This is a genomic window from Paenibacillus sp. FSL R7-0345, from assembly GCF_038595055.1.
Lineage (GTDB): Bacteria > Bacillota > Bacilli > Paenibacillales > Paenibacillaceae > Paenibacillus_AQ.
The window spans coordinates 4,910,196-4,928,115 of the sequence record NZ_CP152002.1 but is presented as its reverse complement, the minus strand read 5'-3'; the positions used below and the strand labels follow the sequence as shown (position 1 = coordinate 4,928,115).

Sequence of the window (17,920 nt, the reverse complement as noted above, 5' to 3'; positions counted from 1 at the left end):
TACTACCGGTGCTGCTTGCGGTAATCGCTCGGCGTCTGGCCGTAATAAGCCACGAATTTTTTGTAAAAGAAGCCGAGATTGTTGTAGCCGACCTCACCGGCCACCTCCTCCACCGTCAGCGAAGTATTGGTCAGGAGGAGGCCGGCGCTGGTCATCCGCTGGATCTGCACAAGCTCCTTGAACGTTCTTCCGGTTGCTTTTTTCAGATAGGTGCTGAAGTAATTGGGATGGAAATTGAAATGCCCGGCTACGGAAATCAGGGTGACGTCTTTGTAATGATCCTCCAGATATTTAAGGATTTCGATCAGATTGGCCCTGCCGGCATCATCGCCATAATCCTTGTCCTGACCGCCCTGGAACGACTGCAGCAGCTTGCTGAACACAATGACCATATAGGACTCGATAATCTCCTTGGAGCAGAAGCCCGGATCAAACGTTTCGCACATCAGGCTCTCCATCGTCTCCTTGAACGAGATTTCATTGCCGGTATGAAAAATAATGTGGCGGTTGTGATTATGAATCTGCGAGATCGCATTGACGATGAAATTGGAAATAATGCCGGTTGTCGCCAGCCTGCTCAGAAAACCAGTGGTAAAGAACGGCTTCAGCATAATGAGGTTGATGATGATATCGTCCTCGGTCGTCTCGAGAATGGTATGCGGTACGTTGGTGTCGAGCATGCACAGATCACCCTCCCGCAGGGTGACATGTTTGCCGTCGATAATCTGCTTGCACTGGCCGGAGTAGACGTAATTGATTTCCACGTAGTTATGGATATGCATCGGGATTTTACTGTAGCGGGAATGCTGGCGGATCGTCATCTGGTTGATATGAAAAGAGTTGGTGGAGTTAGCGGGGAACTTGGAGTCTCTCCACGCCCGGGTTGAATAAGGATCCAGATCCAGAATGTACACCGGACTTCCGGTGATGTTTGCGGTTCTGTTCATTTGCTCGAATATCAGCAGGCCCTTGTCAGGGTCCTTCCGGTGACGGTGCTCGCTCTCCGACAGCTCGGACAGCCGCCGTCTTAATTCATCTCTCTGCATGGCTGCAGTCCCCCTTTGATCAAAGATAAGATTAACTATATGAAGTTAAGTTTGGTAAGTCAAATGAATAATCCGTGTTCCAGCGCGAACAGATATATATATAGACGAAATAGACAGGAGTGGAGCCTTTATGAAGAGACTTACTGAGGTTTTAGAAAATAAACAGGAAAACTATGTGCTTCCTTTTCTGTGGCTGCATGGAGAGCCGGAGGCGCTTTTAAGAGAATCGGTTGCCAAAATCCAGGAGGCCGGCATCCACGCCCTTTGCGTGGAATCCCGTCCGCACCCCGATTTCTGCGGTGAGGGCTGGTGGCGTGACATGGATATTATTATGGATGAGGCCCGCCGCCGGGATATGAAGGTATGGCTGCTGGACGACTCCCACTTTCCTACAGGCTATGCGAACGGAAAGATCAAATCCGATCATCCCGAGCTGGTCAAAAAATACCTCAAAATACACCAGCTCGATTTCGTAGGTCCGCTGCAGGACGCTTCTTTTCTCGTAAAATGGGGCAGCCCCGGCAACCGGATGAGCCTGACTGCTACCCCTAAGGCCGTTAACGACAAAATTCTAAGCATCATTGCAGCCCTGAGAACTGGCGAGAACAGCGTCGATCCGGCGAGCTTTGTTGATGTCAGCGCTTTTGAAGATAACGGTGTGCTGTTCTGGGACATCCCGGAAGGAGACTGGCGGATCTTCATCCTGCTTGAGACCATTCACGGCGGTGAGCCCCACACCGAAGGCTATCTGAATCCGCTTGATCCTGAGGCTGTAAAGGTGCTGATCAACGAGGTCTACGAATCCCATTATGCCCGTTATGCGGCGGATTTTGGCCGGACGTTTGCCGGATTTTTCTCGGATGAGCCGCGGTTCGGCAATATGCACGGGGCCTTCGGCTCGATAGGCCGGGCAGAAATGGTGCTGCCTTGGAAGGAAGGTCTGCAGGACAGGTTCACTGGTGAGGAACGGCTGCTGCTGCCGCTGCTCTCAACCGTGGAGGCAGAGGGTGCAGAGCACGCCATCCGCTACAAATACATGGACATTGTAAGCCGGATGTACGGTGAAGCGTTCACCGGAACACTGGCGGCCTGGTGCCGGGAGCACGGCGTAGAGTATATCGGCCATCTGATCGAGGATAACAATGCGCATGCGCGGCTCGGTTACGGGGCGGGACATTTTTTCAGAGCGATCTGGGAGCAGGATATGGCCGGCATCGACGTGGTGCTGAACCAGATTATGCCCGGCATGGACAAAGGCCCGTTCAAATCGATGACGGCGAAGGGCTGGGACGGGGAGTTTTTCCACTATGGACTTGCTAAAATGGGCGCCTCACTCGGTCATCTTGATGCCAAAAAGCGGAACCGCACCATGTGCGAGGTCTACGGGGCTTACGGCTGGGCGGAAGGCATCAAGCTGATGAAGTGGATTACCGACCATATGCTGGTGCGGGGTGTTACCCATTTTGTACCCCATGCCTTTTCGCCAAAAGAGTTCCCGGACCCCGACTGCCCTCCGCATCTCGATGCCAGAGGCCATAATCCGCAGTACCGGTTCATGAGCGTGCTGTTTGATTACCTCAACCGGGTCAGCCATCTGCTGAACGGGGGGCAGCATGTTGCTAATGTTGGATTGCTGTATCATGCCGAGGCGGAATGGCTGGGCGATTATATGCTGTTCCAAAAGCCGGCGAGGGAGCTGGCGCAGCACCAGATCGAGTTCGATGTCATTCCGGCCGATCTGATTGCACAAGCTGAGCTTGGCAGCGGCACGTATACGATTAACGGACAATCGTTCAGCGCGCTGGTTATCCCTTATGCTGAGGCATTGCCGCAGAAGCTGCTGGAGCGGGTTAAGGCGTTTACGGTTGCCGGTATCCGGGTGCAGTTCATTGACGGGCTTCCGGTGAGAAACGAGCTCGGAGAACAGGTGGACGGCACTCTGCTGGAGCAGGCGGCGGTATGCGGGCTGGAGGATTTTACGGCTCAGCTGATAAAAGAAAATCATCACGATGTGCACACCTCAGAGCATCAGCCGTACCTGCGCAGCTATCATTACCGTCAGGCCGAAGGCGATGTGTACATGTTCTTCAATGAAGAGCCTTACAAGGTGATTGAAACGACTGTGACACTGAGTGGAAATCGTCCGGTTATGGCCTATGACGGCTTCTCCAATCAGGTTAAGCCGGTATCGCAGTCGCAGGTCGATGGTAAAACTGCGGTTCAGCTGGTGCTGCATCCGTACGAATCCGTTGTGGTGCTGGAAAGCAGGGAGGAAGAGGGGGAGAATTCGCAGCAGGCAAATGAGGCTGCAGAAATCGGTGGAGAATGGAGCGTTTCTTTTGCCACAGCCACAGCTTATCCGTCCTTTTCAGCAGAGCAGACGCTGGTTTCGCTGCAGGATATCTCCAAAGTGGAAGGCAAGGCGCGGTTTTCGGGAACGGTGCGTTATGAGCTGGCGTTTATTTTGGAGGAAGCAGCTCCGGCCAATGCCGTGCTTGACCTGGGACGCGTATATGAGGTAGCCGAGGTTACGCTTAACGGTCAGCAGCTGGGGGTCAAAATCTGCCCGCCGTACATCTTTGATGCAGGCAGCGCGCTGGTTGTTGGCGAGAACCGGCTGGTAATTGAGGTAACGAATAACCTTGGCAAGCAGGAGCAGGACTTCTTGTCCCAGTACATGATCCACGAGCCGTCCGGGCTGCTGGGTCCGGTAATGCTGCGGTAGGAAGTGATTGAAACAGAGGCAGATGCAGAAGGAGCATAATATCATGTCAAAATATACTTTTCCCGCGGGTTTCCTGTGGGGCGGCGCAATTGCGGCCAATCAGACGGAAGGGGCTTACCGGGAGGATGGCAAGGGGCTGACGACGGTGGATCTGATTCCGTCCGGGCCGCAGCGCTGGCCTGTGATGGGTGGAAAGCTGGAGGCTTTTGAGCCGCAGCCGGGGCTGATGTATCCGTCACATGAAGCGATCGGCTTTTATCACAGCTATAAAGAGGATATTGCGCTGTTCGCTGAAATGGGCTTCAAGGCGCTGCGTGTGTCGGTGTCCTGGACGCGTATTTTTCCAAATGGAAATGATGCTGAGCCGAATGAGCCGGGGCTGCAATTCTATGATAATCTGTTCGATGAGCTGCTAAAATACGGGATACAGCCGGTGGTAACAATCGCGCATTTTGATGTGCCGGTTCATCTGGTGCAGACGTACGGAAGCTGGAGAAGCCGCGAGCTGGTGCGGTTGTTTGAGCGGTACGCCATTACGCTGTTCACACGCTATAAGGATAAAGTGAAGTACTGGATGACCTTCAATGAAATTAACATGCTGCTGCATCTGCCGTTTGTCGGCGCGGGGCTGGTCTTTAGTGAGGGGGAGAATAAGCGGCAGACCCAGTATCAGGCGGCCCATCATCAGCTGGTGGCGAGCGCGCTGGCGGTGAAGGCCTGTCATGAGCTTATACCGGATGCGCAGATAGGCTGTATGCTGGCCGCCGGATCAACTTATCCGTATGTGTGCAATCCGGAGGATGTGTGGGATGCCATGAACAAAGACCGCGAATCCTTCTTCTTCATCGATGTTCAGTCCCGCGGGGCGTATCCCGGCTATGCCAAGAGATTTTTTAGGGATAACGGAATCACGGTTGAGATGGAGCAGGGCGATGAGGAACTGCTGAAGCACAATACGGTGGATTACATCGGCTTCAGCTATTATGCCAGCCGCACTTCCAGCACGGACCCTGAGGTGCTGGGCCGGATGACCAGCGGCAATGTATTCGGCTCAGTGGATAATCCGTATCTCCAGAAGTCAGCCTGGGGCTGGACGATTGACCCGCTCGGCTTCCGCATTACGGCCAATCAGCTGTATGACCGCTACCAGAAGCCGCTGTTTGTGGTCGAGAACGGACTGGGCGCTGCCGATGAATCTGGTCCGAGCGGAGAGGTAGCCGACGACTACCGGATCGACTATCTGCAGCAGCATATCGCCGCTATGGGCGAAGCGATTGAGGACGGCGTGGAGATTATCGGCTACACCAGCTGGGGCCCGATTGATCTGGTCAGCGCCTCAACCGGCGAAATGGCCAAGCGCTACGGCTACATCTACGTCGACAAGGACAACGCCGGCAACGGTACCCTGCAGCGGAGCCGGAAAAAGAGCTTCCACTGGTATAAGCAGGTCATTGCCAGTAACGGCGGGGATTTGTTGGCCGATGGGCTGGATTAAGAGAAGCCTCATAGGATGAAAGGATAAAAACACCTCCAGGAGAATAGGCCCTGTCGTTAGACAGCGAGATTCCTGGAGGTGTTTTTTGGACGGAAAAGAGTATTTACTGAGTAGAAGCCGCCCCCGCCGCATGATCAGCCTTCACGCAGTCAATCGCCACAACAATCGCAATCATGATGGCCTCCATCTGTTCATTCAAAATCTGAATCTTGTAGCTGTCGCCCCAGGTGAACCATTCCTTATTGACCTCACCAATGACGGAACCGTGCTGTAAGACCTGAAAGTTCATATCCCACCAGTTGCCGCGCACCTCAATGCCGGCTGAATCAATCGTATAGCGCGCTTTTAAAAAGGAAAATTCCTTCTTGATCGTCAGCACCTCGCGGCCGTTCACCTCGACAAAAAACTTCGGCAGGAAGCTGAACACCTTTTTCGTAATCAGTGCGACTTCTTCTCTTCGGGCATTCATAATGGAGAACGTTTTGGGAATCTGCATAAAGCTGCCCTCTACAAAATAAACATCCTGCTCCTGCTGGTTCTTCACTGTGAATTTACCGCTTAGACTAAATACCTTCTGCTTCATATATAGCTGTCTCATAATGAACCTCCTTCGCGGTACTCGCGCGGTGATTTGCCGTACCATCTTTTGAACTGGCGGCTGAAGTGGGCGATATCCCGGTAGCCGAGGATCGCGGAGATGTGGCTGACCGGAAGACGCGGATCGTCCAGCAGCACCTTGGCTTCATGGAGCATCTGACGGGATAAGAATTCTCTCGGTGAGAGGCCGAACACCTGCCGGAATACCCTGTAGCAGTGCGAGGAGCTGATGCCCAGCTCTGCCGCGATATCATCGACGCCAAGTGTCTTATCATCCTGCGCATCCTGCTTGAACTGCTGATAGACAAGACCTTGCAGGCGGCTGCGGATCTGGTGGGCAAGCTCGACCTTTTCATAGCTGGCAGAAGCCTGCAGGTTGGCCTCAACAGAGAAGGCCTCCCACAGCTGGCCGAACAGTTCAAACACGGCCGACTGCAGCATCATCCGCTGGGACATTGTGATATCCCCGTGAATCTGGCGGGAAATATCGACCAGCCGGGTTAGTGAGGGCGTTAACTTATGGGCAATCGTGCTGTCAGCTTTAAACAATACATGATGCAGCCGGCTTAAGAGCGAGATGAGAATTTTATCGTCGATATCAAAATGGATACAAAAATACGTGAACGGCCGCCCGTTGCCGCTCTGGCTGGAGTGCGAGTCTCCCGGCCGCAAAAGAACCAGATCCCCGGCACGCTGCGTATAGCTGCGGCTGTTGACGATGATCCGCTGCTCCCCGTCCAGCACATAGTTAAACTCATACTGCGGGTGGGCATGAATTGGATAACTCCATGCACCGCTTACCGTCCGCAGATGCATGCCGAACAAGTTCAGTGTTGTTTTGACGTCAGGAATAATGATTTCACTAATGTTCTGGCCGAGTTCAGGCGGCAAAAAGGCCGAAGCCATAGGCGGTTCCTCCCGGTACACAAGTTCTCTGTCAATTTTAGTATAGCGGAGTTTGGCTTGATTTGGGTAAATTTCTGCCTGATTTGGCAATGTCCCCGGCATAGAGCCCCGTGATAGGATGAGAATGGGCAATCTATAAACTGCCAAACTCGCATGCTGCGTATCAGGAAGGAGCCATTATGACAAAGTCTAATCCATTCTATAATGTCCAGCATTCACCTATCGGGGCATTTGCAAGCTTCACACTCGGTTTTAAAGGTAAGAATGGAGGGCTAGGGCTGGAACTGGGCAAGCCGGCTGACCAGAATATGTACATCGGTTTTCAGTCTGCGGACGGTGAAAGCTATGAGGTGCTGCCTTTTTTTGAGCAGGTGGCAGATGCCGGAGCCAGATATGATATAGAAAAAGCGGATGAGACCGCCCAAATTAAATTGAAAGCGTTTCAAGATGAAGCGATCAGCCGGACGCTGGGAACAGCAAGCGATACGTGGCAGGCTGGAGACCTGACCTTCAAGGTGTATTCTCCCGTCCGGTCGGTACCTGATCCGTCCACCGCAGATGAGGGATCGCTGAAGGCAGCCCTGCTGCCGGCGGTTTTTGCTGAGCTTACGCTCGACAACACCCGGGGAACCTTTGCCCGCAGAGGCTTTTTCGGCTATGAAGGCAGCGACCCTTACAGCTCCATGCGCAGGCTGGGCGATACGAGCGGAGGCGCTTTTCAGGGGATCGGACAAGGCCGGCTGACGGCGGTTGCCTGTGCGGAGGAAGGCGTGCAGTCGGCGCTCGGCTTTACCATGGAAAAGATTCTGGAGGCCAAGCTTGAGCATAATCTGTCCTTTGGACTGGGCGGCACGGGTGCGGTACTGATGGACGTTCCGGCTGGCGAAAAGCGGACGTACCGGTTTGCGGTTTGCTTTTACCGCGGCGGTCTGGTAACTACAGGAATGGATGCCGGCTATGCGTATACCCGCTTCTTCCGGAATATCGAGGAGGTTGCCGGTTATACGCTGGAGCATTTCGGTGAATTGACCGCTGCCTGTACGGACGCTGATGCCTGGATTCACTCGGCCGGGCTTAGCGCAGACCAGACTTTTATGCTGTCGCATGCAATTCACAGTTATTACGGAAGCACGCAGCTGCTGCATGACGGCGAGAAATATCTGTGGATTGTCAACGAAGGCGAGTACCGGATGATGAATACGCTGGATCTGACTGCGGATCAGCTATTCTTTGAGCTGGTGATGAATCCATGGACGGTACGAAATGAGCTGGAATTGTTCGTGGACCGCTACAGCTATGAGGATAAGGTTGTGTTTCCGGGAGAAACCACGGAGTATCCGGGCGGCATCAGCTTTACTCACGATGTCGGCGTAGCCAATGTGTTCTCGCGTCCGCAGTATTCCGCTTATGAGCTGGCGGGGCTGGATGACTGCTTTTCCTATATGAGTCATGAGGAGCTGGTGAACTGGCTGGTCTCGGCGCTCGTCTATATTGAACAGACCGGGGACCGTGAATTCGCGGACAACATGCTGCCGGTGCTCCTGGCCTGCTTCGAGAGCATGCTGAACCGTGATCACCCGGACAAGGAGCAGCGCAACGGCCTGATGGGACTGGACAGCAACCGGACGCAGGGCGGAGCAGAAATTACCACTTACGACAGTCTGGACACCTCGCTGGGACAGTCACGCAATAACATTTATATGGCGGGCAAATGCTGGGCGGCCTATGTGGCGCTGGAGAAGTTTTTCGGGCAGGAGGGACTGGCGGAGCTGGCGGCGGAGGCTGGCCTGCAGGCGGAGAAATGCGCCGCTTCCATTGCGGCAGAGCTGAACAGCGAAGGGTATATTCCGGCTGTCATCCACGAAAACAACGATTCGCGCATCATTCCGGCGATTGAAGGGCTAATCTTCCCGCTTTTCACCGGCTGTGAGGAGGCGCTTGATCCGTCCGGACGGTTTGCCGGGTACCTGAGTGCGCTGAACACGCATCTGCAGACCGTACTGGTTCCGGGCATCTGCCTGTTCGCTGACGGCGGCTGGAAGCTGTCCTCCACCAGCAACAACTCCTGGCTCAGCAAAATCTATCTCTCGCAGTTTATCGCCAGAGAGATCCTGCATCTGCCTTGGGAGGAGAGCGGCCGTGCGGCAGATGCCGCCCATGTGGGCTGGCTGCTGCATCCCGAGCTGTCCTACTGGTGCTGGAGCGACCAGATTCTGGGCGGCCTGATCGGCGGCAGCAAGTATTACCCGCGCGGCGTTACAGCAATTCTCTGGCTGCTGGAGGGTACGGGCAGCCGGTCGCTGACGGAGCTGGCCGGCGCGAATTAAATGGTGCCAATAAAACCTGGAAGGCTCAATAACTGCAGTTGGTGCAACTAAAAGCAGGGGAAATCTGCGTTTGCACAAAATAGCTGCATTTGGTACAGCTAAATCGGCTGAATTCGGGCTGAATGGGCTTGATCGGCCGATATAGGTGTACGGATTACACTTAAAACAGTTAGAGGAGCAAAAATGGCCGAAATAGCTGTACAGAGTGCAGCTAAAGTTATTAAGTAACAATAATCAGGAACAATCAGGAGGAGATTTCCGGATGAATGAGGCGGGCGGGATCAACAATCTGTTGCAGGATCATGGCTACAATGCCTGGTTGAGCTACCCTGAGCTGCCGCAGGGCAAGCTTCAGGAGCAATATGTGAGATGGTGCGGAGCGGTGAGTGTTACGGAGACGGACGACACAGTTCAGGCTGCGCTTGCGGAATGGAAGCGGGGTGTAGCTTCGATGCTGGGCATTGAGATGCAGGCGGAAGGTGCTCTGGCGGTCACCGCAGCAAATACCCCGGAGCATTCTACAGAGACCGGCGCAGGCCCGGTCGTTGCCTTCGGCACCTTTGGTGGCGGCAACGCGCTGATCGGCAGCGTGTTTGCAGAGGCTGACATCCGCAAGGTCGGCCGCGAAGGCTTCGCCATCCGCACCAGCGCGGAGCATAACTGCATTGCTGTTGGTGCCTCCTCGCCGGCAGGCGTGCTCTACGGAGTGTTCCATCTGCTGCGGCTCATCGGCACGCTTCAGCCCATCGGGGCACTTGATGAAACGGTGAATCCGGTCAATAGCCTGCGGATGATTAACCACTGGGATAACTTTGACGGCAGTGTGGAGCGGGGCTATGCCGGCAGGTCATTTTTCTATGATAATAACCGGTTTGTCGGGGATATGGAGCGGGTCCGCGATTATGCGCGCCTGATGTCCTCCGCAGGTATCAATGCCATTGCAATCAACAATGTAAATGTGCATGCGCTGGAAACGCTGTTCATCTCGGAGTATCTGCCGCAGGTGGCCGAAATCGCGGACCAGTTCAGAGTGTATGGGATCCGGCTGTTCCTGAGCGTGAATTTTGCCGGGCCAATGCAGGAAGGCGGGGCAGGTACGGCTGATCCGCTTGATCCGGGCGTGCGCAGCTGGTGGCAGGACAAGGCGGCTGAAATCTATCAGGCGATTCCGGATTTTGGCGGCTTTGTGGTCAAGGCGGATTCGGAGAACCGTCCGGGACCGTTCACCTACGGACGCGACCATGCCGACGGGGCCAACATGCTGGCTGAGGCGCTGGAGCCGTTCGGCGGCATCGTCATCTGGCGCTGCTTCGTGTACAACTGCAAGCAGGACTGGCGTGACCGCAAGACAGACCGTGCGCGGGCAGCCTATGACCACTTCAAACCGCTGGACGGCCGATTCAAGGAGAATGTCATCCTCCAGATCAAGAACGGTCCGATGGATTTTCAGGTCCGAGAGCCGGTCTCCCCGCTGTTTGGGGCGCTGGAGCAGACCAATCAGATCATTGAATTCCAGATTGCCCAGGAATATACCGGCCAGCAGCGTCATGTCTGCTATCTGGTGCCCCAGTGGAAGGAGGTACTGGAATTCCAGACCCTTGCCAAAGGTGAGGCTTCCCCGGTGAAGCGCATTGTGGACGGCTCGCTGTGGGGCAACCGGCATAGCGGGATTGCGGCGGTGTCCAACACCGGCAATGACATCAACTGGACCGGCCATCTGCTGGCCCAGGCCAACCTGTACGGCTACGGCCGCCTGGCCTGGAATCCTGATCTCAGCGCGGAAGCCATTGCCGCTGAATGGATTGCCCTGACCTTCGGCAGCAATCAGGAGGTGGCGGACGTAATCAGTAGGATTTTACTGGATTCATTAGAAATCTATGAATCCTACACCGCTCCGCTTGGTGTGGGCTGGATGATCAATCCGGAGCATCACTACGGGCCGAATGTGGACGGCTATGAATATTCGCAGTGGGGCACCTATCATTACGCCGACAACCGCGGGATCGGGGTCGACCGGACAGTGAAGACGGGAACCGGATACAGCGCCCAGTACATCGGCAGCAACGCTGCCCGCTACGAGTCGCTTGAGGAATGCCCGGATGAGCTGCTGCTGTTCTTCCACCATGTGCCGTACACCCATGTGCTTCATTCCGGCAAAACCGTAATCCAGCACATTTACGATACGCATTTTGAAGGTGCGCAGCAGGCGGAAGGGCTGTTGTCCTCCTGGCAGACCTTGAAGGATAAGGTAAGAGAGGATTTGTATGTGCAGGTGGAACAGCGTCTTACAGGGCAAGCCGCACATGCGAAGGAATGGCGTGACCAGATCAACACGTACTTTTACCGGAAAAGCGGTATAGAAGATCAGTTGTCACGTACCATCTACTAAATGGATATGAACATGACAATTACCTTTGGAACGGTTATTGACTGGCTGACGGCCGGAATTCCCGTGCCGGAGCAGACGGTAGACAGGCTGGAAACAGGAGCACCGGAGACGGAGGTGCGGGGAATTGTCACCGCATTTACCGCCTCGCAATATGTGATAGAACAGGCGGCTGTCCTGGGAGCCAACCTGATCCTCTCCCATGAAGGAATCTATTACAGCCACCAGGACCAGCGTGAACGGCTCTGTCGGGACCCGGTTTACCTCCAGAAGTCGGCGCTGCTTGCCGGCTCGGAAACAGGCATTTACCGGCTCCATGACTATGTACACCGCTATACGCCGGACGGTATTACCGAGGGGCTGATTGCAGCACTGGGCTGGCAGGAGTATGTGGCAGAGCACCGCCCGGCGGTGTCCATTCTGACGCTCCCGCCCGCAGCGCTCAGGGAGATTGCGGAGCATGTGAAGCGCAGGCTGCAGCTTTCAAATGTACGCGCAGCAGGGGATGTATCCGGTACCTGCAGCAAAATTGGCATTCTGGTCGGCTACCGCGGCGGCGGCCAGCTGGCGATTCCCCTGTACGGGGAAGAAGGGCTGGACCTGATTATTGCCGGGGAGGGACCGGAATGGGAGACGCCGGAATATGTCAGGGATGCCGTGCAGCAGGGGCGCAGCAAGGCGTTGATCATGCTCGGGCACGCCGAGAGTGAGGCACCGGGCATGAGGCTGCTGGCAGAGCGGCTGGCGGCGCAGTTTCCGGCGGTGCCGGTGCATTACATCCCGGAACGCCCGGTGTTTGAAGTGATTTAACTCCTGAACCTCCTTGCTGCCAAGGAGGTTTTTGGTTTTGCCGGTATGTCATAATAGGGGGATATTGCAAGCTTTTTTATGATAATGACAATCCATTTTGCATATTGAACATTGCTCCGGGCGCTGTTTATAGCATACATTGAAGGTGCATGAAATCGCATGAAGTCGCACAGGGCGGTAACCGGGCCCATATTTTACAGTGGAGGTCATCATGTTGAGCAAAAGTTGGAGAAAAGGAAGGGCCAGGCATTCAGCCATTTTTTTACTGGGCATTGCCCTGCTTGCCGGAGGATGCGGAGGCTCTAATAATGAAAGCGCTTCTAACACACCCTCGGGCAATCCGTCTGTGGAATCCGCTGATTTTTCCTATCCCATGGCCGGGGACATCACGCTCACGTTTATGAATGAGCAGCTGGGCGGGACGCCGGAGCGTCTGCCGATTGATGACGAGTATGAGCTTAGAACAGGAATACGGATCAGGCAGCTCGGGGGCACACCGATGAACGACCAGAAATTCAGTCTGCTGCTGGCGTCGGGCGGGCTGCCTGATATTTTTCTCAACACCTGGCTGCAGTTCCCCGGCGGTCCCGATAAAGCGGTGGAGCAGGGCTACATTCTCAAGCTGAATGATCTGATCGGCCAATATGCGCCCAACCTGAAACGAACGCTGGCCGAGCACCCGGAAATCGATAAAATGATCAAAACCGATGCCGGCACCTACTACGCCTTCCCGTTCATCCGTTCGGAAACCGGCAGGGTGTACGGCGGACCGATCATCCGCGAGGACTGGCTGGACGAGCTGGGGCTTGGCATCCCGGAGACGATCGGCGAGTGGCATACGGTTCTGACCGCTTTTAAAGAACAAAAACAAGCCAGCGCCCCGCTGACGCTCCGGACCTTATTTCTGGGCGAGCGGACTGGCGGCTTTGCCGGGGCTTTCGGGGTGATGGGCAACTTCTATGTCAATGACGGGCAGGTGGTCTACGGCTACCTGGAGCCGGGATATAAGGAGTATTTGAAGACGATGGCCCAGTGGTATAAGGAGGGACTGATCGACAAGGATTTTGCCTCCATCGATGCGGCGACTGTGGATAAAAAAATGACCTCGGGCGAGAGCGGAGCGACAATCGGCTGGCAATTTTACATCGAGAGCTATAATTCGGCTGCACAGGCAGCGGGTTTGAACGCCGGTTTCGCAGCCGCCCCGTATCCTGCCGCAGCCAAGGGGAAGACGCCGGAGTTCGGCCAGCTCGATAATCCCTATGCCGGAACGTACTCTGCAGCCATTTCGGCTAATACGAAGCATGTGGAGGCGGCGATGCGCTGGCTTGATTATGCTTTTACCGAGGAGGGCAGTATGCTGAACACTTTCGGAATCGAGGGGACTACGTATACTTTGGCGGGCGGAGGGCCGGAATACACGGATTTTGTCGCGAATAACCCGGATGGGATTTCCAGTGATCAAATCATGCTGAAGTACTCCCACGGTACCAATTTTCCGATGATTCAGCAGGATAATAATCTGCCGGTCAAATTCACCCAGACTACGGAAGCCATTGACATCTGGAAAAATACGAACCACGAACGCCATCTGCTCCCGCCGGTTACGCCGACAGGCGAGGAATCCGATGAGCTGGGCAGCATTATGAACGACATCAACACACTGGTCAAAGAAACGGAACTCAAAATCATTCTGGGCACCGAGTCCGTGGATAACTACGATAAATACGTACAGCAGATGCGCGATATGGGGATTGAGCGGGCGCTGGACATTCAGCAGGCAGCCTATGAGCGGTATCTGAAGCGTTAAGCTCAGCATACATGGCCGGAGATAAATGGATGAAGAAACATACAGGAGGAGATTACAGAATGAACACTGCGCGTAAATGGAACGGGGGCTGGCAGTTCAGCAAGCAGCCGCTGGGATCTGAGCTGACAAAAGTAATGGCGGAGGCGGACTGGATGCCGGTTACCCTGCCGCATGACTGGCTGATCTATGATACGAATGCGCTCTATGAGAACGGGGAGGGCTGGTACAGCAAGACGCTTACACTGGATAAAATACCGCTGGAGCGCTGCTGCGCTCTGCGTTTTGAAGGCGTATACATGGATTCGACGCTGTACGTAAACGGACAGGAGGCGGGGGAGTGGAAGTATGGGTATTCCACCTTTGAGTTTAACATTACGCCTTATCTGCAGGAAGGTGATAATAGCATTGTGATGCGGGTCGTCCATGAATCGCCCAATTCCCGCTGGTACTCCGGGGCAGGCATTTACCGCTCGGTGTGGCTGCGTGAATATCCGCTGAGCCATATTGCTGCTGACGGAATCTACATTGCTGCGCGACCGGCAGACGGCGGGAACTGGACGGTGGATGTGGATACAGAGCTGGAGCTGGCAGATACTGCCGACAGGCCGGGAGACAACGTGCAGAACCATGCAGCCGGCGGGGAAAAGGCAGCTTACACGCTCCGCCACACGGTGCTGGACGCGGACGGTAATGCTGTGGCCCGGGAGGAGTCCGCAGTGCTGATGGCGGACGGCGGCGGGACCGTGCATGCCCACTGCCGTCTGGCAGTGAAGCAGCCTGCGCTCTGGGATATTGAGCATCCGCAACTGTACTGGCTCAAGACAGAGCTGCTGGCCGGAGGGATCGTTATTCAGGAAGAGCGTGAGCGTTTCGGCTTCCGGACGGTGGAGCTGGACAGTGAGAAAGGATTTTTCCTCAACGGCCGGTCCTTTAAGCTGAACGGGGTGTGCCAGCACCATGATCTTGGCGCGCTGGGGGCAGCGGTTAATAAGGCCGCGCTGCGGCGGCAGATTGTGCTGCTGCAGGAGATGGGCGTGAACGCGATCCGTACCGCTCATAATATGCCTGCGGTCGAGCTGATGGAGCTGGCGGATGAGATGGGCGTGCTGATTGTGTCGGAGGCGTTTGACATGTGGGAGCGCAGCAAGACGCCGTACGACTACGCCCGTTTCTTCCCGGATTGGTGGAGGAAGGATATTGCCAGCTGGGTCCGGCGCGACCGGAACCGTCCGAGCCTGATCATGTGGAGCATCGGCAACGAGATCTATGATACTCACGCTGGTGAGCGGGGCCAGGAGGTTACCCGGATGCTCCAGGATGAGGTGCTGCTGCATGACCCGCGGGGCAACGGTTTTGCGACAATTGGCTCGAACTATATGCCGTGGGAGAATGCCCGGAAATGCGCAGACATCGTCAAGGTTGCCGGGTATAACTACGGTGAGAAATATTATGATGCTCATCATGCGGAGCATCCCGACTGGATTATCTACGGCAGCGAGACCTGCTCGACGGTGCAGAGCCGGGGAGTCTATCATTTTCCGCTGGAGCAGCCGGTGCTTGCCGATGATGACCTGCAGTGTTCAGCGCTTGGCAACAGCTCGACCAGCTGGGGCGCGAAGAATACAGAAACCTGCATCACCGGAGACCGGGACGCCAAGTATTCCCTGGGACAATTCCTCTGGACCGGCTTTGACTATATCGGGGAGCCGACACCGTATCATACCAAGAACTCCTACTTCGGACAGCTGGATACCGCCGGGTTCCCGAAGGATTCCTGTTATATTTATCAGGCGGAGTGGACGGATTACCGGATTTCCCCGATGGTTCATATTTTTCCGTATTGGGATTTCTCTGAAGGGCAGCTGATCGATGTCCGTGTCTGCTCTAACGCCCCGCGGATTGAGCTGTTCCTGGATGACGTATCGCAGGGAACCTATGATATTGACCATGAAAACGGCCTGCAGCTGGTAGGGAACTGGAAGCTGCCTTTTAAGGCAGGTGTTCTCCGGGCCGATGCCTATGATGAGCATGGCCAGGTGATTGCTTCAGAGCAGCGGGCTTCCTTCGGTGATGCGGCTTCGCTCGTTCTGGCAGCCGACAAGCAGGAGCTGGCCGCTGACGGGCAGGATCTGATTTTTGTCACCATTGCGGCTGTTGATGCTAATGGCCTGCCGGTGGAGAATGCCAACAACCGGGTACAGCTGAGCATCGAAGGACCGGGACGGCTGGTCGGCCTGGATAACGGGGACAGCACCGATTACGAAGCCTACAAAGGCACAAGCCGCCGGATGTTCAGCGGCAAGCTGCTGGCGATTATTGCCGGTACACTGGAGCCGGGGGCGATAACGCTGCGCGCGGAATCCGCAGGTCTTGCCGGTGCAGAAATCGTGCTGCAGGCTGTGCCTGCTGTTATGGCTGCGGGGGGAGATCAGGAGGAGCGGGTGCTCTACGCGGATTGCCCGCTTGAAGCCGGGCGGGAAACTGGCCGGAGCACCGGGGATACCGGCGGTGAGACCCTGCTTGAGGTGCCGGTGCGGAAGCTGGAGATCCTCTGCCCGGAAGGCACTGTGCTGACCCCGGACAAGTCCGGCTTGCCCATCCGCGTGAAGCTGCACCCGGAGAACGCCACTTATCAGGATGTGGAATGGCGCATCACCAACGCGGCCGGAGTGGATTCCAATATTGCTGCGCTTGAGGTTAAGGGACAGGAAGTGCTGATTACCCCTCTCGGGGACGGAGACGTCTTTGTACGGTGCGGAGTGCGTAACGGGGCAGAGGGCATCCGGATCTATTCACAGATGGAGATCCAGCTTAGCGGCTTCGGCCAGGCTTATCTGAATCCGTATGAATTCATCTCCGCCGCTTATCACAGCACCGCCAGCTACAACCTGACCAACGGCAATGAACGCGGTGTGGCGACGGCGCGTGAAGGGGAGAGCCTAATCTGCTTCGAGCGGATCGACTTCGGCAGCTACGGCGCAGATGAATTGACGCTGCCTATATTCGCACTGGACAGCGAGGAATATCCGATAGAGATCTGGGAAGGGATTCCGGGCCGGCCCGGCGCAGTGCTGCTGGATACAGTATTGTACCAGAAGCCGTCCCGCTGGAATGTGTACCAGGAGGAGACGTATAAGCTTCCCCGGCGCCTGCGGGGCGTCACAACATTATCCTTCATTCTGCGCAAAAAGATCCACCTCAAAGGCTTCCTGTTCGCCCGTCAGCAAAAAGCGTTCGCCCGTCTCGGCGCACTGGATAACAGCCGGATTTACGGTGATACCTTCTCTGCTGTGGAGAGTGCAATTGAGGGGATCGGCAACAATGTATCGCTGATCTATGAGGATATGGACTTCGGCACGCAGGGAGCAGCACGGCTGCAGATCTGCGGGCGTTCTCCGCTTGCGAACAACACGGTGCACCTGCTGTTCAGCGGCCCGGATGGAGACTCCAAGCAGCTGGTTGAATTCCCGGGAGCAGACAGCTATACGGTGCGGGAATTTGCGCTTGAGCCTGTACACGGCGCACAAACGGTAACCTTCCTGTTCCTGCCGGGCAGTAACTTTGACCTGCAGTGGTTCCGGTTTATGCCGGGTGATGAGCAGGAAAACGGAGAGCAGGGCAACAAGCATTAGGCTGATTGATAAATTGAATTAGCGGCTGCCGTGGACAAGATTATCGGGTCCTGGGCGGTCGCTGTTTTTTTTGTAATGGAGTTATTTGATTCCATTTTCCCGATAAGTCAAGCGGATAAAGCGCTGGAGAAAAGCGAAGCAAGAACATGGCCGGGGAAGAATTTTGCTGATGAATGCAAACTCAAA

At 55.4% G+C, this 17,920-nt stretch carries 10 protein-coding genes; 7 read left to right on the top strand and 3 right to left on the bottom strand.

The genetic code is table 11. The features are described 5' to 3' along the window. Positions 1–2: 2 nt before the first annotated feature. Positions 3–1,046: an AraC family transcriptional regulator gene (locus NST84_RS21395; RefSeq protein ID WP_342562167.1), complete on the bottom strand. Its 1,044-nt coding sequence runs from the start codon at positions 1,044–1,046 to the stop codon at positions 3–5. Between the two features lie 130 nt (positions 1,047–1,176). On the opposite strand from NST84_RS21395, the gene NST84_RS21390 reads away from it, so the two are divergent. Both NST84_RS21390 and NST84_RS21385 read left to right on the top strand, forming a co-directional pair. Next, on the top strand, positions 1,177–3,771 hold the full coding sequence (locus NST84_RS21390; protein WP_342562166.1) for a glycosylhydrolase-like jelly roll fold domain-containing protein: 2,595 nt from the start codon (positions 1,177–1,179) through the stop codon (positions 3,769–3,771). 43 nt (positions 3,772–3,814) lie between these two features. Beyond that, on the top strand, positions 3,815–5,266 hold the full coding sequence (locus tag NST84_RS21385) for a 6-phospho-beta-glucosidase (protein ID WP_342562165.1): 1,452 nt from the start codon (positions 3,815–3,817) through the stop codon (positions 5,264–5,266). A 103-nt stretch (positions 5,267–5,369) separates the two neighbouring features. On the opposite strand, the gene NST84_RS21380 is transcribed toward NST84_RS21385, so the two are convergent. After that, positions 5,370–5,864, bottom strand: a complete 495-nt coding sequence (locus tag NST84_RS21380; protein WP_342562164.1) for an LURP-one-related family protein — start codon at positions 5,862–5,864, stop codon at positions 5,370–5,372. Next, complete coding sequence (locus NST84_RS21375) at positions 5,861–6,769, bottom strand: AraC family transcriptional regulator (RefSeq protein WP_342562163.1); 909 nt, start codon at positions 6,767–6,769, stop codon at positions 5,861–5,863. The genes NST84_RS21380 and NST84_RS21375 overlap by 4 nt, the downstream gene beginning before the upstream one ends. A gap of 179 nt (positions 6,770–6,948) precedes the next feature. On the opposite strand from NST84_RS21375, the gene NST84_RS21370 reads away from it, so the two are divergent. The 5 genes from NST84_RS21370 (at position 6,949) to NST84_RS21350 (ending at position 17,734) form a co-directional block, all read left to right on the top strand. After that, on the top strand, positions 6,949–9,096 hold the full coding sequence (locus tag NST84_RS21370) for a glycoside hydrolase family 52 protein (RefSeq protein WP_342562162.1): 2,148 nt from the start codon (positions 6,949–6,951) through the stop codon (positions 9,094–9,096). Positions 9,097–9,358: 262 nt separating this feature from the next. Continuing rightward, the gene (locus NST84_RS21365) at positions 9,359–11,485 is read left to right on the top strand and encodes an alpha-glucuronidase family glycosyl hydrolase (protein ID WP_342562161.1); all 2,127 of its coding nucleotides are present in this window, start codon (positions 9,359–9,361) and stop codon (positions 11,483–11,485) included. A gap of 12 nt (positions 11,486–11,497) precedes the next feature. Further along, positions 11,498–12,292, top strand: a complete 795-nt coding sequence (locus NST84_RS21360) for a Nif3-like dinuclear metal center hexameric protein (protein ID WP_342566485.1) — start codon at positions 11,498–11,500, stop codon at positions 12,290–12,292. Between the two features lie 214 nt (positions 12,293–12,506). Continuing rightward, positions 12,507–14,102, top strand: a complete 1,596-nt coding sequence (locus tag NST84_RS21355) for an extracellular solute-binding protein (protein WP_342562160.1) — start codon at positions 12,507–12,509, stop codon at positions 14,100–14,102. A gap of 59 nt (positions 14,103–14,161) precedes the next feature. Continuing rightward, positions 14,162–17,734 (top strand): sugar-binding domain-containing protein, encoded by a 3,573-nt coding sequence (locus NST84_RS21350; RefSeq protein WP_342562159.1) that lies wholly within the window; start codon positions 14,162–14,164, stop codon positions 17,732–17,734. Positions 17,735–17,920 lie beyond the last annotated feature (186 nt).